The 24,944-nt window shown below is 54.9% G+C and carries 17 protein-coding genes; 10 read left to right on the forward strand and 7 right to left on the reverse strand.

The genetic code is table 11. The features are described from left to right. Positions 1 to 73 precede the first annotated feature (73 nt). Positions 74 to 1,753, forward strand: a complete 1,680-nt coding sequence (locus tag HALTITAN_RS14540) for an NAD-dependent malic enzyme (protein WP_039859571.1) — start codon at positions 74 to 76, stop codon at positions 1,751 to 1,753. A gap of 64 nt (positions 1,754 to 1,817) precedes the next feature. Here the strand turns inward: HALTITAN_RS14540 and acnA are convergent, their stop codons facing one another. Then, complete coding sequence (acnA, locus tag HALTITAN_RS14545; RefSeq protein ID WP_027956894.1) at positions 1,818 to 4,550, reverse strand: aconitate hydratase AcnA; 2,733 nt, start codon at positions 4,548 to 4,550, stop codon at positions 1,818 to 1,820. Positions 4,551 to 4,822: 272 nt separating this feature from the next. On the opposite strand from acnA, the gene trxB reads away from it, so the two are divergent. Further along, a complete protein-coding gene (gene trxB, locus HALTITAN_RS14550) occupies positions 4,823 to 5,773 on the forward strand; it encodes a thioredoxin-disulfide reductase (RefSeq protein WP_009287549.1) in 951 nt (316 codons plus the stop codon). Positions 5,774 to 5,816: 43 nt separating this feature from the next. Here trxB and HALTITAN_RS14555 read toward each other — a convergent pair whose 3' ends face one another. Next, positions 5,817 to 6,353, reverse strand: coding sequence for a GspH/FimT family pseudopilin (locus tag HALTITAN_RS14555; RefSeq protein WP_009287550.1), 537 nt, complete (start codon positions 6,351 to 6,353; stop codon positions 5,817 to 5,819). 134 nt (positions 6,354 to 6,487) lie between these two features. Between HALTITAN_RS14555 and thiO the strand changes: the two genes are divergently transcribed. Continuing rightward, entirely contained in the window at positions 6,488 to 7,603 is a 1,116-nt protein-coding gene (gene thiO / locus HALTITAN_RS14560) for a glycine oxidase ThiO (protein WP_009287551.1), read from the forward strand. Here the strand turns inward: thiO and HALTITAN_RS14565 are convergent. Then, positions 7,600 to 7,872 carry a PP0621 family protein gene (locus HALTITAN_RS14565; RefSeq protein ID WP_039859573.1) on the reverse strand — a complete coding sequence of 91 codons (273 nt, stop codon included), beginning with the start codon at positions 7,870 to 7,872 and terminating at the stop codon, positions 7,600 to 7,602. The genes thiO and HALTITAN_RS14565 overlap by 4 nt on opposite strands. A 143-nt stretch (positions 7,873 to 8,015) precedes the next feature. On the opposite strand from HALTITAN_RS14565, the gene HALTITAN_RS14570 reads away from it, so the two are divergent. Continuing rightward, complete coding sequence (locus HALTITAN_RS14570; protein WP_039859574.1) at positions 8,016 to 9,650, forward strand: NAD+ synthase; 1,635 nt, start codon at positions 8,016 to 8,018, stop codon at positions 9,648 to 9,650. A 27-nt stretch (positions 9,651 to 9,677) separates the two neighbouring features. Here the strand turns inward: HALTITAN_RS14570 and HALTITAN_RS14575 are convergent, their stop codons facing one another. From HALTITAN_RS14575 to HALTITAN_RS14585, 3 genes are all read right to left on the reverse strand, one after another. After that, on the reverse strand, positions 9,678 to 11,834 hold the full coding sequence (locus HALTITAN_RS14575) for a putative bifunctional diguanylate cyclase/phosphodiesterase (protein ID WP_039859575.1): 2,157 nt from the start codon (positions 11,832 to 11,834) through the stop codon (positions 9,678 to 9,680). A gap of 89 nt (positions 11,835 to 11,923) precedes the next feature. Beyond that, a complete protein-coding gene (locus HALTITAN_RS14580; protein WP_009287554.1) occupies positions 11,924 to 13,633 on the reverse strand; it encodes a methyl-accepting chemotaxis protein in 1,710 nt (569 codons plus the stop codon). A gap of 237 nt (positions 13,634 to 13,870) precedes the next feature. After that, complete coding sequence (locus HALTITAN_RS14585; RefSeq protein WP_022522020.1) at positions 13,871 to 14,686, reverse strand: outer membrane protein assembly factor BamD; 816 nt, start codon at positions 14,684 to 14,686, stop codon at positions 13,871 to 13,873. Between the two features lie 199 nt (positions 14,687 to 14,885). On the opposite strand from HALTITAN_RS14585, the gene rluD reads away from it, so the two are divergent. The 3 genes from rluD to clpB all read left to right on the forward strand — a co-directional run bounded on the left by rluD (position 14,886) and on the right by clpB (position 19,361). Then, on the forward strand, positions 14,886 to 15,845 hold the full coding sequence (rluD, locus tag HALTITAN_RS14590; protein ID WP_009287556.1) for a 23S rRNA pseudouridine(1911/1915/1917) synthase RluD: 960 nt from the start codon (positions 14,886 to 14,888) through the stop codon (positions 15,843 to 15,845). Further along, positions 15,842 to 16,597, forward strand: coding sequence for a peptidoglycan editing factor PgeF (gene pgeF / locus HALTITAN_RS14595; RefSeq protein WP_009287557.1), 756 nt, complete (start codon positions 15,842 to 15,844; stop codon positions 16,595 to 16,597). Before rluD ends, pgeF begins: the two co-directional genes overlap by 4 nt. Positions 16,598 to 16,763: 166 nt before the next feature. Next, positions 16,764 to 19,361, forward strand: a complete 2,598-nt coding sequence (gene clpB / locus HALTITAN_RS14600) for an ATP-dependent chaperone ClpB (RefSeq protein WP_039859576.1) — start codon at positions 16,764 to 16,766, stop codon at positions 19,359 to 19,361. An 89-nt stretch (positions 19,362 to 19,450) separates the two neighbouring features. Here the strand turns inward: clpB and HALTITAN_RS14605 are convergent, their stop codons facing one another. Further along, positions 19,451 to 20,833 carry a sugar porter family MFS transporter gene (locus HALTITAN_RS14605; protein ID WP_009287559.1) on the reverse strand — a complete coding sequence of 461 codons (1,383 nt, stop codon included), beginning with the start codon at positions 20,831 to 20,833 and terminating at the stop codon, positions 19,451 to 19,453. Between the two features lie 720 nt (positions 20,834 to 21,553). Here HALTITAN_RS14605 and HALTITAN_RS14610 point away from each other — a divergent pair. The 3 genes from HALTITAN_RS14610 (at position 21,554) to pssA (ending at position 24,891) form a co-directional block, all read left to right on the forward strand. Then, positions 21,554 to 23,278, forward strand: coding sequence for an acetolactate synthase 3 large subunit (locus HALTITAN_RS14610; RefSeq protein ID WP_027956886.1), 1,725 nt, complete (start codon positions 21,554 to 21,556; stop codon positions 23,276 to 23,278). Continuing rightward, positions 23,278 to 23,769, forward strand: coding sequence for an acetolactate synthase small subunit (gene ilvN, locus HALTITAN_RS14615; RefSeq protein ID WP_009287561.1), 492 nt, complete (start codon positions 23,278 to 23,280; stop codon positions 23,767 to 23,769). The genes HALTITAN_RS14610 and ilvN overlap by 1 nt, the downstream gene beginning before the upstream one ends. 216 nt (positions 23,770 to 23,985) lie before the next feature. Further along, positions 23,986 to 24,891 (forward strand): CDP-diacylglycerol--serine O-phosphatidyltransferase, encoded by a 906-nt coding sequence (gene pssA, locus HALTITAN_RS14620; protein ID WP_035538112.1) that lies wholly within the window; start codon positions 23,986 to 23,988, stop codon positions 24,889 to 24,891. The last annotated feature ends 53 nt before the right edge of the window (positions 24,892 to 24,944 follow it).

Consider the following 24,944-nt stretch of genomic DNA (forward strand, 5'->3'; position numbering starts at 1 on the left):
ATTACGCTCAAACGCCGCAAACGCCCGATGTTGCTGCATTGCAGCAGTGATTGACATAAAAAAGAGAGTGCTTATGACTACCGAGAGTAGACGCCCCCTATACCTTCCTTACGCCGGTCCTTCTTTGCTCGAAATGCCGCTATTGAACAAAGGCAGCGCGTTTACTCAGCAGGAGCGCTTGGCGTTTAACCTGATTGGTTTGCTGCCGCAGAAGGTAGAAACTATTGAGGATCAGCTAGAGCGGGTCTACCGCCAGTACCAACAATGCCATAGCGACCTCGAAAAGCACATCCACCTGCGCGCCATTCAAGACGACAACGAAACACTCTATTTCCGTATGGTTTCCCAGCATCTTGAAGAGATGCTGCCGATTATTTACACCCCCACGGTAGGGCAGGCGTGTCAGGAATTTTCCAACATTTACCGTAACCACCGCGGCCTGTTTATTAGCTATCCTGACCGCGAACATATGGATGATATCCTGCGCAGCGCCACCAAAGATAATGTCAAAGTGATCGTAGTGACCGATGGTGAGCGCATTCTAGGCCTCGGCGACCAGGGCATCGGGGGCATGGGTATCCCGATTGGTAAACTGGCGTTGTATACCGCCTGTGGCGGTATTAGCCCCGCCTACACGCTGCCGATCATGATTGATGTGGGCACTAACAACAAAGCGCTGCTGGATGATCCCATGTACATGGGCTGGCGCCACGAGCGGGTAGGGCAGGAAGAGTACGATGCTTTCATGGCAGAATTTATCGCTGCTGTGAAGCGCCGCTGGCCGAACGTGCTGCTGCAGTTTGAAGACTTTGCCCAGGCCAATGCGGTGCCGCTGCTAGAGCGCTATCGCAACGAGCTTTGCTGCTTCAACGACGATGTGCAGGGGACTGCCTCTGTGGTGGTGGGTACGCTAATGGCGGCTTGTCAGGCCCGGGAAGAGACCATTGCCCAGCAGCGTGTGGTGTTTGTAGGTGGCGGTTCCGCGGGGTGTGGAATCGCCGAGCAGGTGGTCGTAGCGATGGAAGCGGAGGGCTTGACCGAAAGCGAAGCACGGTCGCGTATTTACATTGTCGATCGCGACGGCTTGATGACCAGCGATCAAGAGTGGCAGCGCGACTTCCAGCGCCGGTTAGCCCACGACCCTTCGCTAGTCGCCGAGTGGAATGGCCAGGGTCTGGAAGAGACGATTGCTCAGATCAAACCAACAGTGCTGATCGGTGTCTGCGGCCAGCGCGGTATCTTCACCGAGCAGGTGGTGCGCACCATGCACGCGGGCTGTGAGCACCCGGTCATCATGCCGCTCTCTAACCCTACTTCCCAGGCAGAGGCCGTGCCAGAGGATGTTATTCGCTGGACCGACGGCCAAGCCTTGGTAGCCACCGGTAGCCCCTTTGCGCCGGTGGTTTACAATGGCCGTACTTATCCGATTGCCCAGTGCAACAATGCCTATATCTTCCCAGGCATTGGGTTGGGCGTGATTGCTGCCAGTGCCAATCGAGTCACCGACGAGATGCTGATGAGCGCCTCGCGGGCGCTGGCCCGTGAAGCGCCGCTGGTTAAAGAGGGCAAGGGTGCTTTGCTGCCGCCGCTATCGCGTATTCGCGATATCAGCAAGTCGATTGCTTTTGAAGTGGCTGCCCAGGCACAGCAGAATGGCGTGGCACTGAAAACCAGTGGTACGACGCTACGGGAACTGATTGAAAAGGCGTCCTGGTCGCCAGATTATCGCACCTATCGCCGTCGCGCTTTTTAATCACTCGGCTAAAAAAAGCCCCCACCGAGGTGGGGGCATGCAAGCATTGGTAGGTTTTACCCTTTTAGGCTGCGCCGATCATCTTGCGCAACACGTAGTGAAGGATACCACCGTGACGGTAGTAAGCCAGCTCGTTTACCGTATCAATTCGGCACTTGGCATCAACGCTACGTTCCCCGTCGGCATTTTTGATCACGATTTTGACCGTGCCACCTGGCGTCAGGTCGCTTAATCCGGCAATCGAAATCTCTTCATCGCCGGTTAACCCCAACGTTTTACGGCTTTCGCCTTCGGCAAACTGCAGCGGTACAACGCCCATGCCGATCAGGTTAGAGCGGTGGATGCGCTCGAAGGATTCGGCAATCACCGCGCGAACGCCCAGCAAACGGGTGCCTTTGGCCGCCCAATCCCGTGAGGAGCCGGTGCCGTACTCTTTACCGGCGATCACGACGAGCGGTTTGCCTTCCTCTTTGTACTTCATGGCCGCATCGTAAATGGCCATCTGCTCGCCGCTGGGTACGTGGCGTGTTTCACCGCCGACCACACCGTCGAGCATCTCGTTTTTGATCCGCACGTTGGCGAAGGTGCCGCGCATCATGACTTCATGGTTACCCCGGCGTGAGCCGTAGGAGTTGAAGTCGACCGGCCTGACGCCGTGTTCTTGCAGATAGCGCCCGGCGGGGCTGTCAGGCTTGATGGCACCGGCAGGGGAGATATGGTCGGTGGTCACCGAATCACCCAGCATGGCAAGCACGCGGGCACTGTGCACATCTTCGATGGCATCCGGCTCGCGGCCCATGCCTTCAAAGAAGGGCGGGTGCTGAATGTAGGTGGATTCAGGCCACTGATAGACCTTGCTTTCTGACACGTCGATGGCTTTCCAGACATCGTCACCCTCAAACACTGCGCCGTATTCTTTACGGAACATGGCGGTGTTGACCTGCTCGACGGCGCTGGCAATCTCGGCCTGACTGGGCCAGATATCTTTGAGGTAGACCGGGTCGCCGTTGCTATCTTTGCCCAACGGCGCCTGGGTAAGGTCAAGCTGGACATTACCCGCCAGGGCGTAAGCCACCACCAGGGGCGGCGAGGCCAGCCAGTTGGTTTTGACCAACGGGTGTACACGGCCCTCAAAGTTACGGTTACCGGAGAGCACCGAGGCCACGGCAAGATCGCCGCTGTTGATCGCTTTTTCGATCTCATCAGGCAGCGGGCCTGAGTTACCGATACAGGTGGTGCAGCCGTAGCCGACGAGGTTGAAGCCCAGTGCATCCAAGTCATCGTTTAATTCAGCGGCTTCCAGATAATCGGTGACCACTTTGGAACCTGGTGCTAAGGAGGTTTTCACCCAGGGCTTCGTGGTTAACCCCTTTTCACGCGCTTTACGTGCCAGCAGCCCAGCGGCCATCATCACGCTGGGGTTGGAGGTGTTGGTGCACGAGGTAATCGCCGCAATCACCACCGCCCCGGGGTCAAGGCTGAAATCATGGTCATCAAGCGTAACGGCCTGGCTGGTGTCATGCTCGAAGCTGCGCCTCACCCCCACGGCGGTTTGGCCGCCTTCAGAAGAGAGTTCCCCCTTTGCGTTGGCATCCGCGTTGACGTCTTCCTGCATGAACTTGTCAAAGGCCGCCGCCATGTCTTTCAGCGCCACGCGATCCTGCGGACGTTTGGGGCCGGCCAGGCTGGCCTCTACCTCGGTCATGTCCAGTGCTAGGGCGTCGGTGAAGATCGGCTCGTCATTAGGTTCACGCCACAGCCCTTGGGCCTTGCTATAGGCTTCCACCAGGGCGACTTGCTCATCTTCACGCCCCGTCAGGCGCATATAGTTCAGGGTTTCTTCATCCACTGGGAAGAAACCACAGGTAGCACCATACTCGGGGGCCATATTGGCGATCGTGGCACGATCCGCCAGCGGCAGGTCTTTCAAACCATCGCCGTAGAACTCGACAAATTTACCCACCACGCCTTTTTTACGCAGCATCTCGGTAACGGTGAGTACCAGGTCAGTGGCGGTAATACCTTCGCGTAGCTTGCCGGTTAATTTAAAGCCAATCACTTCGGGGATCAGCATCGACACCGGCTGACCGAGCATGGCCGCTTCGGCTTCAATACCGCCCACGCCCCAGCCAAGCACGCCCAGGCCGTTGATCATGGTGGTGTGAGAGTCAGTGCCCACGAGGGTGTCGGGGTAGGCAAAGGTCTTGCCGTCTTCGTCCTTCGTCCATACCGTTCTGCCTAGGTACTCCAGGTTGACCTGGTGACAAATACCGGTACCGGGGGGAACGACGCTAAAGTTATCAAACGCCTGCTGGCCCCAGCGTAGAAACTCGTAGCGCTCGCGGTTGCGCTGCATTTCGATATCGACGTTCTCTTGAAACGCCGCCGGGTTGCCGAACTTATCGACCATTACCGAGTGGTCGATAACGAGATCGACGGGGGAAAGCGGGTTGATCTTCGCCGGGTCTTCGCCCAGCTTTTCTACCGCGGCGCGCATGGAGGCTAAATCCACCACGCCGGGCACGCCGGTAAAGTCCTGCATGAGTACCCGCGCCGGGCGGTAGCCGATTTCGCGGCTGGATTTGCCCTCGGCCTGCCAGTCGACCAGGGCCTGCATATCTTCCTGATCTACGCTTTCGTCGTCGGCGAAGCGCAGCTGGTTTTCGAGTAGAATCTTGAGCGTCTTGGGTAGCCGGTCAATGCTGCCCAGGGTCTCGGCCGCGTGGGGCAGGCTGTAGTAGTGATAGGTTTTACTACCAACCTCTAGGGTGTTTAGCGTATCGGGTATCTTGCTCATATCTCTCTCCTCTGGTTGCTGAGCGCAGCGCTCAGCATGACGGTCACGATCTTTCTTTAGTATAGATTTCCCCCCAGTATGGCGTTGATTTAGTAATAACACATGGGTCTTTGCACAGAGGCTTTCAAGGTTTCTTCGCCTAATAGCGTAGATGAAACCTTGCAATAGCTTGTACTTGGCACCATTTCAGGCAGACTCTGTGGCTAATTTTTTCAAAGCTATTAACACAGCTAGCGACAAAGCTATCAGTCAGATATTTACAAGGTGGTGTCATGGAAACTCGTCATGAGCGTTTGATTATTCTTGGATCCGGTCCCGCAGGCTATACGGCTGCCGTCTATGCTGCTCGGGCCAACCTGAAGCCGCTGCTAATTACCGGTATTCAGGCGGGTGGCCAACTGACCACCACAACCGATGTGGATAACTGGCCCGGCGACGCTCAAGGCGTACAGGGGCCGGAGTTGATGGAGCGCATGAAGCAGCACGCCGAACGTTTCAATACAGAGGTGCTGTTTGATCACATCAATGAGGTTAGCTTAAGCGAAAAACCGTTTACCTTAAAAGGCGATAGCGGTATTTATACCTGCGATGCGTTGATCGTGGCCACCGGCGCCAGTGCCCGTTACCTGGGTCTGCCCACTGAGCAGCAGTTTATGGGTCAAGGGGTGTCGGCCTGCGCTACCTGCGATGGTTTTTTCTACCGCAATCAGGAAGTCATTGTGGTGGGCGGCGGCAATACCGCCGTGGAAGAGGCGCTCTATCTCTCTAACATTGCTTCCAAAGTGACCCTGGTACACCGCCGTGACACGTTGCGGGCGGAAAAAATCCTCCAAGATAAGCTTTTCGAGAAAGCTGAGGCGGGCAAAATCGTTCTTGAGTGGTTCCAGGAAGTCGAAGAAGTGCTCGGCGATAACTCCGGTGTTACAGGCGTTCGGGTTAAATCCACTAAAGATGGTTCAAGCAAAGAGATTCATGCGCCTGGACTGTTTATTGCCATTGGCCATAGCCCCAACACAGGGATCTTTGCGGGTCAGTTGGACATGAACGGCGGCTATATCAAAGTGCATTCAGGCCTTGAAGGGAATGCAACCGCGACTAGCGTACCGGGCGTATTTGCCTGCGGCGACGTGATGGATCACATTTATCGTCAAGCAATCACTTCAGCTGGCAGCGGCTGCATGGCAGCGCTGGATGCCGAGCGCTATTTAGACGGTATTGCTTAAAACCATTGTCACAACGCCGTGAATGAGTTGAAGCGCCTAATGATTAACAGTCGATAGGCGCTTCATCAATCCTTAGCCGCCCTAATTGGCTAAGTACCAGCTTTTTACCCTTAGAGCCCACGGCGCCGCTGGTTGAGCAAATAGCAAAACTGCCGTTATAACCGCTGGTATAGCCCAGCGGGCTGTAACGGATACGCGACCAGCCCCGGTTGTAGGTCACTTGTGTGCCTTGTTGCGCGGGCACAATGCGCAAAATGTCTTCTTCAGTGATGCTATCGGTTTTATTGCCCCACACAATCATAAGCTCTCCACCCCAGTCATTAGCGCAAGCCTCACGGTTCTGCGAGGCTGGGCAAAGCGTCAGCTGGCGGCGTTGGCTAATCGCTGTATTACGCGCGAACGAAAACGCACTCTGGAATCGATTGACCTCGCTAGTCTGTGCGGTACGCTCCCCCAATGCTTGAAAATTGGGTAGCCCCCAGGCGGCGATGATTCCAACCAACAGCAGGGTGATCAGTAGCTCGAGCAGTGTAAACCCGTTTTCAGGTGTGGTGTGCGTCTTGACGTAAAAACTGCTCATCGCCTCTCCTCACTTGACCTTGTTATCGCCCGCGCTATGCTCACTCTCCTTTACCAGTAGCGAACATATCGTCGTTAATAGGTCATCCTAGGCGGCGCTACGCTTTTTTTATGTAAGCCAAAACGGACAATTTTGTGAGCGATTTCTTAATTATTGGCGGCGGCGTGATCGGTATGATGACAGCGCTGCAGTTAGCCGATGCCGGTCACCAGGTCACACTGGTTGATCGTGGTGAGTGCGGTAAAGAGGCATCCTGGGCGGGCGGTGGTATCGTTTCGCCGCTCTATCCCTGGCGCTACGACTCTGCGGTATCGCAACTTTCCCGCTGGTCGGAAGGCGTTTACCCCTCTTTGGCCCTGCGCTTATTGGAAGAGACCGGTATTGACCCCGAATATCGTCAAAAAGGGCTGCTCTACCTAAATGTGGACGATGCCGACCAAGCGCTGCAATGGGCACGCCAGCTGGGGAAACCGCTAGAGCGGGTAGGGGCAGACTTTGTTCACGCTAAAGAACCTGGTGTGGCAATGGCTGACGATAGCGCGCTATGGATGCCGACGCTGGGCAGTGTGCGCAATCCGCGTTTAGCCAAGGCGTTGAAGGCGCGGTTAGCGGCGATGCCCCAGGTAACGCTGAAAGAGCAGTGCGAGGTCAGTGGTTTTATTCAACAGGGTGGCAAAGTAGAGGGCATCGTTGAAGGCGTGGTGACGTCTCAGGGGCTGATAACGGCTGAACGCATTATTGTTTGCGGCGGCGCTTGGGCTGCGCAGCTCTTGTCGCAGTTGAATGTGCAGTTGCCGGTAAGACCCGTTAAAGGTCAGATGATCGCTTACCAAGCACCCAAAGGGTTGGTGCAGCGCGTGGTGTTAAAAGATGGGCGCTATATTATTCCGCGTGCAGATGGCTTGCTATTGGTCGGTTCTACATTGGAAGAGGCGGGGTTTGACAAGCGCACCGATGAGGCGGCATTGGCGTCGCTAAAACAGAGTGCTGAAGCGATCCTGCCCGCTTTGGCAACGTGCCCGGTAGCACACCAGTGGGCCGGCCTGCGGCCTGGATCCCCAACGGGCATTCCCTTTATCGGCGCGCTGCCTGAATGGAGTAACGTCTTCGTCAATGCCGGGCACTATCGCAACGGCTTGGTGCTGGCGCCTGCTTCGACCCATTTACTGGTGGATCAACTGCTGGGGCGCGAGCCACTAATTGACCCCGCGCCTTACCAACTTACGCCAGAGCGGCTAATACAGGCTTAAGGTGTGCCGTCTTTATCCTGCTGCTCCTGCAGGAAGCGGTCGCGATGGGCGCTGGAGCAGAACCACTGCTCCTGGTCACGCAGTGCTTCGTCTTCAGGAACGTGCACCTCACACCAGCGGCAGCGCACCATTTTGCCACCCTCGTGGCGGTTGACTTTTTTATGCTGCGCTTCATGCTCAAGCTTACGTTGCCGGTATATGCCGTATAGCTTTAAACCGGCATAGAATATAACGGCGAAGATAATCAGCCGAATGATCAAGAGGTTCATCCTTTTGTGTCTCCCAAAGTGGGAATCTAGGCACAAGGCGTTAGGATAGACCCGCAGCCTTTGCCAGTTGGCGGCCCTTGCGGGACAATACGACTATGTTGGTGTAACCCTATTTTAAAGATTCTCAAGAGATTTTGACGCCCATGCAAGACTTAACGCTGGTAATGGCCCAACTCGATCCTCTGGTCGGGGATATTCCCGGCAATGCCGCACGCGCGATTGAAGCAGTGCGCGAAGCGCGGATTGAGCATGGGGCGGATATTGTTGTCTTTCCAGAGCTTTTTTTGTCAGGCTACCCACCGGAAGACCTGCTGCTGCGCCCCTCAATGGAAACCCGCCTGCGTGAAGCTCGCGCGCTAATGGCATCGAAGGTCGCCAGTGATGTGTTGGTGATCATTGGCTATCCCGGCGTGCGGGAAGGCCGCTGTTACAACTTGGCGGGCCTGCTTTACAACGGCCAGTGGGAAGCTGAGTACGCCAAGCAGGCGCTGCCTAACTACCAAGTGTTCGATGAGCAGCGCTATTTCACGCCCGGCACTGAAACGCTGGTGTATGAGCATAAAGGTGCCAAACTGGGCATCGTGATCTGCGAAGACCTATGGGATGGCGTGCCGGTTAAGGCCGCCGCGCAAGCGGGCGCTGAGGTGCTGGTTTCCTTGCACGCCTCTCCTTATCACCAGGACAAGCCCGCGGAACGGCTGCGCCTGTTGGAGAAACACGCCCAGGATACGCAGCTTCCAATTGTGTATGTGAACACCATCGGTGGCCAAGATGAACTGGTCTTTGATGGCGGCTCTTGCTGCGTTAACGCCAGCGGTGAGCTGCAGGTGCTGGCACCGTATTGGCAGGCGGGCCTGATGCCAGTTCAGTTTTTGCAAACCAGCGCGACGGTTTGGGAACCCCAAGCCGGAGAGATTGACCCCGAGGTAGAACCGGAAGAGAGCCTTTACTGTGCGTTAGTTACCGGGCTGCGCGATTACGTCAACAAGAGCGGTTTTGAGGGCGTGGTGTTGGGGCTTTCCGGCGGTATCGACTCAGCGCTTTCGCTGGCGATTGCGGTTGACGCACTGGGCCCTCAACGGGTGCAGGCGGTGATGATGCCGTACCACTACACCGCGGATATCTCCAAGCAGGATGCTGCAGAACAGGCCAACATGCTCGGCGTCCACTATGAGATCATGCCGATCGAGCCCATGGTAGAAGCCTTTATGGGCACGCTGGCAGAGAGCTTCGCAGGAACTGAGCGAGATACCACCGAAGAGAACCTGCAGTCCCGCTGTCGCGGGGTGCTGCTGATGGCGATCTCCAATAAAAAAGGCTTGATGGTACTGACTACCGGTAACAAGAGTGAAATGGCGGTGGGCTACGCCACGCTGTATGGCGATATGGTGGGCGGTTTTAATGCTATCAAAGACGTGTATAAAACTTGGGTGTATCGCTTGGCTCGCTGGCGCAATACGCAATCACCTGCGATCCCCGAGCGGGTCATTGAGCGCCCACCCAGTGCGGAGCTGGCGCCGGACCAGCAGGATAGCGACTCTTTACCCGATTACGACGTGCTCGACGCTATCTTATTAAGCTATATCGAAGGCGACATGAGCGCTGAAGCGATCATCGCTGGTGGCTTTGACGCTGAAGACGTCTATAAAGTGGTGAAGCTGGTTGACCGCTGCGAGTATAAGCGCCGCCAGGCGCCCATTGGTGTCCGGGTGACGCCTCGGGGCTTTGGTCGCGACCGCCGCTATCCGATCGTCAATGGTTGGCAGCCCGGTGAGTAAGCCTTTATGACGGGGACTACCTCCGTATTAGGCGAGCATTGGTGGTGCAGCCAAACTGCGCTGTATCATCTCTGCAGCGGATACCGGCTTGCAAAAATAATATCCTTGGAAGGCATGACACTGGTGTTCGTTTAGGTGGCGCCAGTGCTCTTGGTTTTCGACACCTTCGGCGATAACCTGCAACCCGAGCGAACGCCCCATGGCAATAATGGTTTGTACGATGGCCTTATCGTCCGTGTCTTTATGCAGGTTGCGCACAAACGATTGATCGATTTTGATTTGATCTAAAGGGAGCCGTTTGAGGTACTGCAGCGACGAGTAGCCAGTGCCGAAATCGTCCAAGGAAAAGCTAACTCCCAGCGCTTTCAGCCGGTGCATGCGGGCAATGATGTCATCTATTTCGCCAATCATAGTACTTTCTGTCAGCTCCAGCTTTAGCCGGTGGGCCGGAGCACCGCTTTTGGTTAGCACGCCGCAAACGGTGTCCACGAAGTCGGGCTGTTGAAACTGTTTGGCGCTGACGTTGACTGCTAATGTTAGATGCTGCGTGTTTTCGTCATTTGCCCAGATGACTAACTGTTCACAGGCTGTTTCGAGTACCCAGTTGCCAATCGGCATGATTAGACCCGTTTCCTCAGCTAGGGGGATAAAAGTACCCGGCGAGACAAACCCATGACGCGGGTGTTGCCAGCGGATCAATGCTTCTGCGCCAATCGCCCGCCCAAGGCTGTCTACCTGCATTTGATAGACGAGTATAAATTCATCTCGCTCAATAGCCAGCCGCATATCATGCTCTAACTCAATGCGGGCTTCTAAATCGGCTTGTACCTTTGGGTCGTAAAAACGAATGTTATTGGGGCCTGATTTTTGGGCTAAGTGAACGGCAGCGTTGGTATATTGAAACAAGTTGTCGACCGTGTGCTGTGGCCCGTTAAACAGTGCAATACCCATGCTCAAACTAAGAAAATGTTCTTGCCCTTCTAGCTGGAAAGGCTGATTGAGTTTGTGCTGTATCTGTTCGGCCAATGCCTCGGCTTTTTCGGCCGCTTTTAGGTGTTCTCCAGCCAGGCCGTCTAATATGACCATGAACTCATCGCCGCCAAGGCGGCCAATGGTGGCGCCTTCGACTTGTAGGTCGGTAAGGCGCTGGGCAATAAGCTTGAGGAGGCTATCGCCCACGCGATGGCCGCTGCTATCGTTGATGCGCTTGAAGTTATCCATCCCCAGATACACTAGCGCGCCAAATGTGCTGGCCTGTTGGTTGGTATCCAACGAATGCTGTAGATGCTCTTTCATCAAGCGCCAGTTAGGTAGTTTAGTTAGCGTATCGTAATAGGCGAGCCGGTGAATCTTTTGCTCGGCTTCACGGCGCTGCTGCTCGGAATCCTTGAGCGCGATCAATGCGGTGGCAATCCGCTTCAAGGGGCCGCTATGCTGCTGTCTCATCTGCTCAATAGCGTGGAAGTCCGGCAACGGCTGTCTGCGCTTAGAAAGCGATAAAATAGCGTCTCCCACTACCATCAACCGTTTATTGATGCGCCAGGAAGCAAAAAATGCTGCGCTGATAAGCACACCCATCATGGCAATGCCCAGCCAGATGGTGGTGCTATGAGAGCGTGTAAGTGCATCAAATGAAAGGTCATGACGCTCCTTGGCACGCAGGGTTAAGGCTTCGAATATTTGCTGGGAGAATAGCGTAAAGGTGTTGAAGTGGTTTTGCGCTTCTTTGAGGAAGAGGGCGGGGTCGCCCAGTTCTCGTGCTGCTGACTCATTGGCCATACTGACAAAACGCTGATATTGCCGGAACGCACTTTGAAGGGCGCCGGTACTGTCCTGGCTTAAGTCGATAAGCAGGGGGGAGGTCGCCAGGGTGTCCACGCTTTGGCCGATCTGGTTAAGCTCTTGCGCAATCTGACTGTAGGCCGTATAGCGTTGCGAAGTACTTAGCTTTGTTACTTCAGTGTCGATCAATAAAGCAGTGATACGTTGGTGTAAGTCGCTAAGCTGGCGATCAAAGGTCGCCATTTGAACCAAAGTGTCTAAATCATTGGTCTGTAAAAGGTTGCTTTGCTGCGACTGTTCTTCCAGCACCTTCATGGCGATTGTCAGCATCAGCAGGGCAGGTAGTACCACCATTAAAATAGGTAACAAAAAAACCATTAAAAGGCTTTGGGTGGATTTCATTACAACCTCGGGCAAGGCAATAAAGAACGGCTCCTAACCCTTAGGAGCCATTTCTCTCTACACTATAAACGGCCAAAATCGTTATTAGTTTAGAAGTTTTCCCACTTAGGTTCGCTTGGCTGAGGTTTCGCAGCCGCGAGTGTAGGTTTGTTAGTGCCTGGAATGCGTGCTGGTGCAGGTGCCAATGCAGTGTGCTGCGGCTGTGCATTTTGAAGGGTCTTCGGCAGCTTGAAGACTTCCATGGCATGCAGTAGAGAGTGAGCATTCTGACGTAGGTTATTGGCGGAGGTGGCGCTCTCTTGTACGAGTGCGGCGTTCTGCTGAGTGACTTGATCCATCTCGGTCACCGCCCGGCCCACTTCTTGTACACCGGTACTCTGCTCAGCACTGGCGTAACTAATCTCCTTCATGATACTGGTTACCCGCTCGATAGCCGCGACAATCTCTTCAGTCGATTTACTGGCTTCTTCAGCGCGCTCATTGCCGTGGTTTACCCGCTCAAGGTTGCTGGAAATCAGAGCGTTAATTTCGCGTGCCGCATCGGCACTGCGCTGGGCGAGCCTGCGTACCTCTTCCGCGACTACTGCGAACCCCCGGCCGTGCTCGCCTGCACGGGCGGCTTCGACCGAGGCGTTAAGCGCCAGAATGTTGGTTTGGAAAGCAATTGCATCGATAGTGGAGATGATACCGGCAATTTCCTGTGAGCTTTTGTTGAGATCATTCATGGTAGCAACGACCTGACTAACCGCTTCACCACCTTGCTTGGCTGTACTGGACGCGCTGGTAGCCTGTTGGCTGGCCTGCTCGGAATTATCAGCATTCAGTTTTACCGTGCTGTTGAGTTGCTCCATTGCCGAGGCCGTTTCCGCTAGTGCACTTGCCTGCTGCTCGGTGCGTGAAGAGAGGTCGTTATTGCCTTCAGCAATTTGCTCGCTGTTGCTGGCCACCGCCTCCGCTGAGGCGCGCACCTGGGTCACAATGGTTTGTAGCTGATGCGCCATCGCGACCTGTGACGCCATGATGCTGCGGGTGTCGCCCTTCTTAAGCTGCCCATGACTGGTTAGCTCGCCGCGGCCAATCGCTTCCGCAAACGCTTTGACTTCGTGGGGCTCTGCGCCCAGTTCACGCAGTAGCTGGCGGGATAAAAACACTGCAATCAAGCTGCCAACCAGTAAAGCGAACAGTGTTAGCCCCAGCATCTGCATCTGGAAGCCGGAGGCGGTATCGCGGGCTGTTGCCGTGGTGGTGTCGTTCAGTGCTTGCTGAAGCTCGATAAACTGATTAATGCGATTAAGCCACTCGGCGTAAGCAGGCCCCGCTTCTTCGAGTAACAGTGTCTGTGCATCGGCAAATTGATCCTTTTGGCGAAACTCCATGACTTGCTGGGTGAGTGACAGGGTTGTGGCGGCTTGGGCGTCAATGCTGTCTAGAATGTTTCGCTCTTCTTGACCGCTGGGGTACTCGCTAGACACTTGATGTTCGCCTTCGGATGCCGTCACGTAGTCACTGCTTAGGCGCTCCATTTCACTGCGTAAAGCATCTAACCGAGTATCGTCTTGGGTGAGTACCACATCGCGCAGGGCAATGGCTCTATCATGCACGCTGCCGCGCATATCTACTGCAAACCCAAGCTTGGTACCGTTAACATCATTAATGGTCGTTAAGTCGCGATCAATTTGATTGACTTGGTAAATACCTACGGCTGTTAGCAAAACCAACAGCCCGAGTAAGGCAGAAAAACCGAGCGTTAAACGCGTGCTTATTTTGGTGTTGCTGGAACCGGCGTTAAGAAGTGGCATTGATTGCTCCCTTAGGCGCCGTTAAGACGCTTTATCATGTAAGACGAGCTAATTATACCCCGTTGTACAATATTTGTATAGAAAATAGTGTTATCTGTATAATATCACCATCCTGTTTGTATTTTCCCCTTTAAAGTTATTCGCTTACTGTTCTTTTTGAATAAAAAAAACCACGCCGAGGCGTGGTTTGGTAGGTAAGTGTTGTACAGCTTTTAGCGATTGAAAGCTCGCAATGGTTTAATCATTTTGACCTAAATGCTTGGGAACAAAGCGGCTGCCCTGCAATTGCTCATGATCAGGCGCGTTCTCGCGCAGTACTGCGAGGACTTCATTGGCGCGGTCATCCATGTCTAGGCCTTGATAGCCTTCCACCATGGTGGCTAGGGCATCCCGGGTAGCGTTCGACTCTGGGTAGTTTTCGATTACCCAGCGGCCGCGTTCAACCGCTGCTAGATAAGCGCCGCGGCGCAGGTAGTAATCGGCAACGTGCAGTTCATGGCGGGCCATCAACTCACGTAAGTAGACGATACGCTGCTGGGCATCAGCAGCGTATTCACTCTGCGGATAACGCTGAATCAGCTCGCGGAAGTCATTGTAGGCATCACGGGAAGCGCCCAAATCACGCTTGGAAATATCAATCAGGCGTAGGCGCTCCAGGCTGAAGCGGCCTGCTTGCCAGGCGGAAAGACCACGCAGGTAGTACGCGTAATCCACCTGGGGATGGTCAGGATGAAGGCGAATAAAGCGGCTAGCCGCTGCCCGGGCTTCTTCCCAATCGCTGTTTTCATAGTAGGCATAGATCAGCTCGAGCTGTGCTTGCTCAGCATGGACACCAAACGGGTAGCGGGTATCGAGTGCTTCTAAACGCTCTATCGCAATCGGGTAGCGGTTGCTGTCGAGGGCTGTGCGGGCCAGCTCATAGAGCTCACGCTCCTGAACCCCAGCAAATTCATCGTCCTCTTCTTCACTTGTATCGTTACTCGCACAGCCCGCTAGAAGGGCAAGGCTTAGGGCTAGAGCACCAAAGCGGTTGGCAGCTGAAATAACGCGCATCATCATCCTCGTTGCAAACAAGCCTCGATCACCAAAAAGCGACGATGGCCATAAGTAGAAATGGTAGAATAGGTCGCAGTCCGCCCACTATAAAACACCTCGGCTCAAAACGCAGGCTTAGCGACGTTTCGTCGGGTGTCGTCACAGCTTATTTTTCCATGTCGGGGCTGGGGGTTTTTGCGTCTAAAAGAGGTTTTTCATGTCTCGAACAGTTGAAGACACGCAGCGCGTGCCCGCTACGTTGGCCGGTGCGCGATTAGACCAAGCGGCGGCTGAGTTGTTCAGCGATTACTCCCGCGAACGCTTAAAAGCGTGGATTAACGCTGGTGAGTTGACGGTGGACGGCGCGCAAGCCAAGCCGAAAGCCAAGCTGCATGGCCATGAAGTGTTGGCGCTTCAGGCCACCATCGAAGACGATACGCGCTTTGAAGCCCAGGACATTGCGCTGGATATCGTTTACGAAGACGACACGGTGATGGTCATCAACAAAGCTGCCGGTATGGTGGTGCATCCTGCCGCAGGCAACCCGGATGGCACACTATTGAATGCACTACTGCATCACCAGCCGTCGCTTGCCGAAGTGCCCCGGGCTGGCATTGTTCACCGTTTGGATAAAGATACGACCGGTTTGATGATGGTAGCGAAAACGCTGCCCGCCCAAACGGCTCTGGTTGAACAGTTGCAGGCGCGCAGTGTGTCGCGTCAGTACGATGCTGTGGTGATTGGTAAGCCGGTGTCGGGTAGTACCATTGACGCACCCATTGGTCGTCACCCTAAAGACCGTAAACGCCAGGCCGTGACGGCTTCGGGTAAACCTGCCATTACCCATTTTCGCGTGGTTGAGCGCTTCCGTGCTCACACTCATGTGCGCTGTAAGTTGGAAACGGGACGTACCCACCAAATTCGCGTGCACATGGCCCATGCTCGCTATCCGTTAATTGGTGACCCCATGTATGGTGGTCGTGCCAAATTACCACCGGGGGCTGCTGAGCCGCTGAAAGAGATCCTGCGTGAGTTCCCTCGTCAGGCCCTTCACGCGCGTAAGTTGATTTTCAAACATCCGGTAAGCGGCGAAACATTAACGTTTCAGGCAGACCTCCCTGATGATTTGTTAATGTTGTTGGATTACCTGCGCGAAGATAATGAGACTATGCGATGAGCGATGCCATTAATTTACGGCCAACGCTTTTAGTGCCCGACTGGCCAGCGCCGACCAACGTGCGTGCCTTTGTGACGACCCGTGAGTCGGGGCCTAGCCAGGGTGATTTTGCCGCTTTCAATACCGCCTCCCATGTCGGCGATAATGCTGACCATGTGGCGTTGTGTCGTCGTTTGCTGCAAAAGGAAATTGGCGATGAGCGGCCTCTGTTGTGGCTGAACCAGACCCACGGCGCCCGTGTGCAGCAGTGTTATCAGCCCGAGGCTGCCGACGCGGATGCAGCCCTTGCGACCTCCAATGAGTACGCCTGCGTCGTACTGACGGCAGACTGCCTGCCGGTGATGTTCTGCAATCGAGCGGGTACCCAGGTGGCGGTTGCTCATGCCGGTTGGCGCGGTTTGGCGGGCGGTGTGCTGGAAGCAACCATTGCCGCGATGAACACTGACCCAGACGATATTCTGGTGTGGTTAGGGCCTGCTATCTCCAACGCTCAATTTGAGGTTGGCCCTGAGGTTTACGGCGCCTTTGTTGCCGTTCACCCGGATACCGCTGACGCCTTTGACCATAGCCCTTACCGGTTGGGGCATTATATGGCCGACTTATACCGGCTGGCGCGCTTTCGGTTAGAGGCACTGGGCGTCAATCACATAAGCGGCGGCCACTTCTGTACTGCCTGCGAGTCGCGCTTCTACTCCTTCCGTCGTGATGGTGGCAAAACCGGGCGAATGGCAAGCGTGATCTGGATCAATTAATGTGAATTAAAGCTTCCATAAGTCAGCGGTTTACACTGCCACCTCTTGAAAAGCATGGAACTGACGCCATTTAACTTGTCAAGCTAATAGTGATTTAGCACGTCTAATGACACGTTATCGGGTCACGCGGTGCGTCCAAACGCACGGCTACCCCAGGAGGAATTCCATGCGTTTTGATAAATTTACCGCCAAGCTTCAAAGTGCGATTGCCGAAGCGCAGTCGCTGGCCGTTGGCCGCGGTCATAATCAGCTAGACCCAGCGCACTTGCTGCTGGCCCTGCTTGACACCAAAGACACCGGTATTAAAGCCCTGATTGAAAAAGCCGAGGGCAATCCTTCGCGTCTGCGCGATGGGTTGGTGCAGCAGTTGGATAACCTACCCAAGGTGGGGCAGTTCGACGGCGAAGTGCAGCCATCGCGGGACTTCATCAAGCTTTTTAACTTAACCGATCGCGAAGCGCAGAAGCGCGGTGATCAGTTTATCGCCAGTGAACTCGTTCTATTGGCAGCGCTGGAAATGAATTCAGCGATTACCAAGCTGCTTAAAGACGCGGGGATTAACCGTAAATCTCTTGAAGCCGCCATTAATAGCCTGCGTGGCGGTGCTACCGTCGACGATGCCAACGCCGAAGATCAGCGCGAAGCGCTCAATAAATACACCATGGATCTTACCCAGCGCGCGCTGGACGGCAAGCTCGACCCGGTGATCGGCCGCGACGACGAAATTCGCCGTACCATTCAAGTGCTGCAGCGGCGTACCAAGAACAACCCGGTGTTAATCGGTGAGCCGGGGGTGGGTAAAACCGCCATTGTCGAGGGGTTGGCCCAGCGCATCGTTAACGGCGAAGTGCCGGAAGGCTTAAAAGAGAAGCGCGTGCTCTCGCTGGATATGGGCTCGCTATTGGCGGGTGCCAAATTCCGTGGCGAGTTTGAAGAGCGCTTGAAAGCGGTACTTAAGGAGCTTTCCCAGGAAGAAGGCCGGGTGATCCTGTTTATTGACGAGCTGCACACCATGGTCGGCGCAGGCAAAGCCGAAGGTGCGATGGACGCGGGCAATATGCTCAAGCCCGCCTTGGCCCGCGGCGAGCTGCACTGCGTGGGTGCGACCACCCTTGATGAGTACCGCAAGTACATTGAGAAAGACGCCGCCTTGGAGCGCCGCTTCCAGAAAGTGCTGGTTGATGAGCCTTCTGAAGAGGACACCGTGGCGATCCTGCGCGGCTTGAAAGAGCGCTACGAAGTGCACCACGGCGTGGATATTACCGACTCGGCGATTATTGCCGCAGCCAAGCTCTCGACCCGCTATATCACTGATCGTCAGTTGCCCGATAAGGCCATTGACCTGATCGACGAAGCCGCCTCGCGGATTCGTATGGAGCTGGACTCCAAGCCAGAGGCGATGGATCGCCTTGATCGCCGTCTGATCCAGCTCAAAATGGAGCGTGAGGCGCTTAAGAAAGAGACCGACGAGGCCACCAAAAAACGCCTGGAGGCACTCAATACCCAGATTCACGAGCTAGAGCGCGAATACGCGGATCTTGATGAAATCTGGAAAGCTGAGAAAGCCAGTATTCAAGGGGCTGCTCAGTTTAAAGCTGAGCTTGAGCAGGCACGCATTGACCTTGAACAGGCCCGTCGTCAGGGCGACTTAGGTCGGATGTCGGAAATTCAGTACGGTAAGATTCCAGAACTGGAGAAGAAGATTGCCGAAAGCGGGGAAGGTGAAGCGGACACCTCAAGCCATCAGTTGCTGCGTTCTAACGTCACTGAAGAAGAGATCGCCGAGGTGGTTTCCCGCTGGACGGGCATTCCGGTCTCCAAAATGCTGGAAGGCGAGCGCGATAAGCTCCTGCGTATGGAAGAGGCGTTGCACCAGCGGGTGATTGGCCAGGATGAGGCCGTTGAGGCGGTGGCCAATGCAGTACGCCGCTCCAGGGCCGGGCTTTCTGACCCTAACCGCCCCAACGGTTCGTTTCTGTTCCTCGGCCCCACCGGGGTGGGTAAAACCGAACTGTGTAAGTCGCTGGCGAACTTCCTGTTCGATACCGAAGAGGCGATGGTACGTATCGATATGTCGGAGTTTATGGAGAAGCACTCCGTGGCCCGCTTGATCGGTGCGCCTCCTGGCTACGTCGGCTACGAAGAGGGTGGTTACCTGACCGAAGCCGTGCGCCGCAAGCCTTATTCGGTGCTGCTGCTGGATGAGGTGGAGAAAGCCCACCCGGATGTCTTCAATATCCTGCTGCAGGTATTGGAAGATGGCCGCTTAACCGATGGCCAGGGCCGCACGGTAGACTTCCGTAATACCGTGATCGTGATGACCTCCAACATGGGCTCGGACATTATCCAGCGCATGGGTGGTGACGTCAGTGCTGATAAAGACAGCGACTATGAGTCGATGAAAAACATGGTCATGGAGGTGGTGGGTAACCACTTCCGGCCTGAGCTCATCAACCGCATCGATGAAGTGGTGGTGTTCCACGCCCTGGGCCAAGAGCAGATTCAGGCCATTGCCGGTATTCAGCTTGAGCGTTTGAAAGTGCGCCTTGCCGAACACGACCTGAAACTTGAGGTCAGCCCAGAGGCTATGGCGCAACTGGCGGTGGTGGGCTTCGACCCCGTGTACGGGGCGCGGCCACTCAAGCGGGCGATTCAGAGCCGTATCGAGAACCCGCTGGCGCAAGATCTGCTGGGTGGCAAATTTGCCCCTGGTGATACCATCCATATCAACGCAGAAGAGGGTAAGTTGGTGTTTAGCTCATAATTGAGCCGTCACTTCGGCTAATTGAGTAGGTAAAAAGCCTCGCGAGCTTTGCTGGCGAGGCTTTTTTTTTGGCTTCTCTTAGGGAGAGGTTACCAGACGTTAACTCGGGCGCCTGATAGATGAACCCTGCGTAGTTTGACGTCGTTACCTACCAAGTGTTTTTGCAGTTCTTCAAGAGAAACATTGCGTGTTTCCGGCATCAGGATCAGCACGAATACTAATTGCAGCAACATCATGATGGCGAAGAAGGCGAACACCGGGCCACCACTAAAAGTGCCCAGTACCCAAGGCATGACCAGGGTAATCAAAGCTGCGAAGACCCAGTGGATTGAGCTGCCAAAGGATTGACCGCGAGCACGCACATGGTTGGGGAACACCTCTGCAATGAAGACCCAGATCACCGCCCCCTGACTGATAGCATGGGCAGCAATAAACAGGGCCAGTAGCAGCGGCACCTCGATACCGCCCAGGGAATCGGTAAAGAAGGCACGTGAGATCAGAATTAATGACAACAGGTACCCTGCGGAACCGATGAACAAGAGTGTGCGCCGTCCGAACCGGTCGATCAGCGACATCCCGATCATGGTGAAGACCAGATTGACTAAACCAATGCCCGCGGTGGACAGCAGTGCCGCTTGGCTGCCGAGCTGAGCGGCCTCAAGCACGCGTGGCGCGTAGTAGATGATGAAGTTGATGCCCGATAACTGATTGAAGAAGGCGATCAGAAAGGCAAGTAGGATCGGCAGCCGATAGCGGCGAGAGAAGAAGCGTGCATTAGCGGAGCGCTCCTCTTTCTCGGCGGCTCGCATGGTGGCAATTTCCGCATCAACATCCACGTCTGGGTCGATCATCCGCAGCACGCGACTTGCTTCTTTGACGTCATTGCGCTTGAGGATGAGCCAGCGTGGGCTACGCGGAACACGGGTAATCATCAGAGTATAAATCAGAGCCGGAATGGCCTCGATGCCGAGCATCCAGCGCCAGGCGATATCCCCCTCTATCATACTGCCGATGACATAGTTGGAAACGAACGCCATGAGGATACCGAAGACGATATTGAACTGGTACATGGCCACCAGCACACCCCGATGTCGAGGTGGGGCAATCTCGGAAATATAAATCGGGGCGGCGACTGAAGAGACGCCCACACCAATGCCACCGATGAGGCGGAAGAGGGCGAAGACCCAGGGGTCGGTGGCCACAGCGGATCCTATCGCCGATACCAAGTACAGAACACCAATCAACAGCAGAGTCATGCGTCGACCAAGGTGGTCGGTAGGCCAGTTACCGAAGATGGCGCCAAGTACAGTGCCCCATAAAGCCATCGACATGATCAACAGACCATGCTGCAGATCACTGAGGCCCCAGAGTGCTTGAATGGGCTTGTCGGCCCCAGAAATTACTGCCGTATCAAAGCCGAACAGGAAGCCGGCTAGTGCCACGGTAACGGACCATTGCACAATGCGTGACATGAGCTTTTCCTCGCGCTACTTGTTGCTGTAGTAGGTCAGTTGGCTGACCCTTCGTTGTTTGATGAATCGATTCACCTAATAAGTGCTAACCGTCTCCAAATAGGCTGAATTTAGAAAGCCTATGAGAAGCAAGGAAATGCTGGCGATGTTTCCTCGGAGTTGCACTTCCTGGTAATGCTGTGAGTATCAGAAATAAACTTTAGATGAATCGTGTCACCTAAAATATTACACAGCCGCACAGACGATATGCGAATTTCTCGGCTTAGACATTGGTCTCGTGCGTCGAGAATCGTATTTGGATTACCGCAACTCTGAGCCGAAAAGGGGCTCATGGGCGCATTCAGCGAGTAATGGCGGTTGACAGGGTGGGGCTGCTAATGGAATCTTGTCAGTTCCTGATTTGCGGGCGCGGATCCAACGGGCAACCCCTAATTCCCGCGCGAAGGGTAGGCGAGAGCCTCTACCCGCCGAAGGACTTCCGGGCTTGGGCTAACCGCCCAACCTGGCCAACGCCCCGACACGGCGAACTGCCGTGTAAGGGAGCGGGTGATTTATGTCGACATAAAGGCACCCTCTCCCGACAAGAGTGCAGGCCCTAACCGGGCCATCTGCCAGGGTTTGGCATCAGGTGCCGGCAAGGGCCGGCAGCGGCATACCGCCGCACTCGACACCGCAGGATGTCCTGCGGATCGCACTCGAGACCTCCAGGGGAGAAATACAGTGGAACTGCTTTCCGGCGCAGATATGATCGCCCGCTTCTTGCAAGATGAGGGCATCGAATACATTTATGGTTACCCCGGCGGTGCAGCGCTGCATATTTACGATGCACTCTTCCGCCAGGACAAAGTGAAGCACATTCTGGTGCGTCACGAACAAGCGGCTACTCACGCCGCCGATGGCTATGCCCGTGCATCAGGCAAGCCCGGCTGCGTACTGGTTACCTCAGGCCCCGGTGCCACCAACGCCGTCACCGGCATCGCCACCGCCTACATGGACTCCATTCCCATGGTAGTGCTGTGTGGCCAGGTGGCAAGTCATCTGATCGGTGAAGACGCCTTCCAGGAAACCGATATCGTCGGCGTGACGCGGCCCATCGTGAAGCACAGCTTCTCGATTCGTCACCCGTCTGAAATCCCGGAAGTGCTCAAAAAGGCGTTTTATTTAGCCGCTACAGGGCGTCCGGGCCCGGTGGTGGTCGATATCCCAAAAGATATGACGGCTCCCACTGAGCGTTATGAGTACATCTATCCGAAAAAGGTCAAGATGCGCTCGTACAACCCCGTCACGCGTGGCCACACAGGGCAGATCAAAAAAGCCGTTGAGATGATACTCAAAGCCAAGCGCCCGGTGTTCTATACCGGTGGCGGCGTGGTCACGGGCAAAGCCAGCGAAGGCTTGACTGATCTGGTCAAGCAGCTGGGCTACCCGATTACCACCACGCTGATGGGCATTGGCGCGTATCCGCAAAGTGACCGGCAGTGTTTGGGTTGGCTGGGCATGCATGGCTCTTATGAGTCGAACATGGCCATGCACCACGCCGATCTGATCATTGCCATTGGGGCGCGCTTTGACGACCGCGTGACCAACAGCACATCGAAGTTCTGTCCCACAGCAAAGATCATTCACGTCGACGTTGATCCGAGCTCGATCTCTAAAACGGTGCGTGCCGATGTACCTATCGTGGGCCCGGCCTCCAGCGTTATCAATGAGATGATCAGTTTGGTGCAGGGGCATAAAATTGCCCATCCTGAAGCACTGACTGAGTGGTGGGAAAAGATTGATGGCTGGCGTGCCGACCGTGAAGGCAAGCTTTATGAGCCTTCCAAGGTGGGTGAAGCGCTTAAGCCACAGGAAGTTATTGAAGCGCTTTGTCGGGTAACCCGAGGCGAAGCCTACGTGACTACCGATGTTGGTCAGCACCAGATGTTCGCAGCGCAGTACTACAAGTTTGATAAACCCAACCGACTGATCACCTCAGGTGGTTTGGGCACCATGGGCTTTGGTTTCCCCGCCGCCATGGGTATCAAGCAGAACTACCCGGATGATGACGTAGTGTGCGTCACCGGTGAAGGAAGCTTCCAGATGATGATGCAGGAGCTCTCCACCTGTAAGCAGTACGGGGTGGGCGTTAAGATCGTCAACCTTAACAATGCGTCGTTGGGTATGGTACGTCAGTGGCAGGACTTGAACTATAAGTCACGCCACGCGCACTCCTATATGGAGTCGCTGCCGGACTTCCATATGCTGATTGAGGCGTATGGGTTTACCGCCATTACCGTCAATACGCTTGATGAATTGGAGCCTGCACTGGAGCGTGCGTTTGCTGATAAGCACGAGCTGGTCTTTCTTGACGTGAAGGTCGACCCTTTTGAGCACGTCTATCCGATGCAGGTGCCGTTAGGTGCCATGCGCGACATGCTGCTGTCTAAAACGGAGCGTACCTGATGCGTCATATCATCTCGATTCTGTTAGAAAACGAACCGGGTGCGCTGTCACGTGTAGTCGGGTTGTTCTCCCAGCGTAACTTCAACATCGAAACGCTTAACGTGGCGCCTACTGAAGACCCGTCGCTGTCGCGCTTAACGGTCACCACCATAGGCGATGACCGGGTCATCGAGCAGATCACCAAGCACCTCAATAAGCTGATCGATGTGGTTAAACTGGTGGATCTCACCGAAGGTAACCATATCGAGCGCGAGCTGATGTTGGTTAAAGTGAAAGCGCTAGGCGCGGCCCGCGATGAAGTGAAGCGCACGGTGGATATCTTCCGCGCGCAGATCGTCGACGTAACGCCAAGCCTGTATACCGTGCAGATCACCGGTGATGCGGGCAAGCTTGATGCTTTCCTTCAGGCCATGGCGCCGGTGGGTATTCTTGAGGTCGCCCGTACTGGGGTCTCGGGTATTGCCCGGGGCGATAAGGTGTTGTCGCTTTAAGCACGAAAGTACTTAGCCTTTACAGTCAGCACTTAAATGTAAACATAAGCGTCGCTTCTTTCCCGGAGCGGCGCTTTTTAGTTATTAACCTGTTAGCGCTCGCTGATGCAGACCGCGCAGGGTATCAATGCAGCAATTGGCTGGCTGAGTGGCACTCACCGTGTAGAATGAAAGCGACTACGGTTCCCGTGACTTCTCTTTTAATGGATGAAAACTATGACACAGGACGCTCGCGACCAAGAGCACTCAAACTCTGATCAGTCAAACCCAGGCCAGCCAGACTCGGCTCCGTCTGATAAAGCTGAGCAGCCAGACAGTGCTCATCAGTCAGAAGTGGGCGACAATGAAGATTTGGCGGCTGCCTTCTTGCGTGAAACCGAAGTAGTCGAAGAGGCCGTAGAGGACGGTAAAAAGATTCGCCGTCGAGGCATCTATTTGCTGCCCAACCTATTTACCACTTCGGCGCTTTTTGCCGGTTTTTTTGCAGTAGTGGCAGGCATTAATGGTGAGTTTACCTCGGCTGCCGTTGCGATCTTTATTGCCATGGTACTGGATGGCCTGGATGGCCGCGTCGCCCGTATGACCAATACGCAAAGTGAATTCGGCGCTGAGTACGACAGCTTGGCTGACATGGTCTCCTTTGGTATGGCGCCCGCTTTAGTTGCCTTTACCTGGATTCTTCAGGACATCGGTAAGACGGGGTGGGTAGTGGCCTTTCTCTATGTTGCCTGCGCGGCGCTTCGCCTTGCGCGCTTTAACGTACAAATTGGTAGTGTTGATAAAAAGTGGTTTATCGGTTTGCCGAGCCCTTCTGCAGCCGCGCTAGTGGCGGCCAGTGTATGGACGTTCCATAGCTTTGATGCTGATGCCTTTGGTTTCAAACTATTGATGTTAGTAGTAGTAGCTGCGGCGGGTGTGTTGATGGTGAGTAATATCCGTTACTACAGCTTCAAGGATCTCGATTTTAAAAAGCCGGTACCTTTTGTTGTGCTGCTAGCCATAGTGCTGGCGTTTGTGTTGATCTCGGTCGAGCCCTCAGTGATGCTGTTATTGCTGTTTGGTACCTACGTGGCTTCAGGCCCTGTATTAGCCGTTATGCGTAAGGCTAAAACGAGTAGATAGTACTTTTCTCCACTTTTTTGACAGTTATTTCAAAACAGCCCTTGCCAACCCGT

The organism is Vreelandella titanicae BH1, from assembly GCF_000336575.1.
GTDB classification, from domain to species: domain Bacteria; phylum Pseudomonadota; class Gammaproteobacteria; order Pseudomonadales; family Halomonadaceae; genus Vreelandella; species Vreelandella titanicae.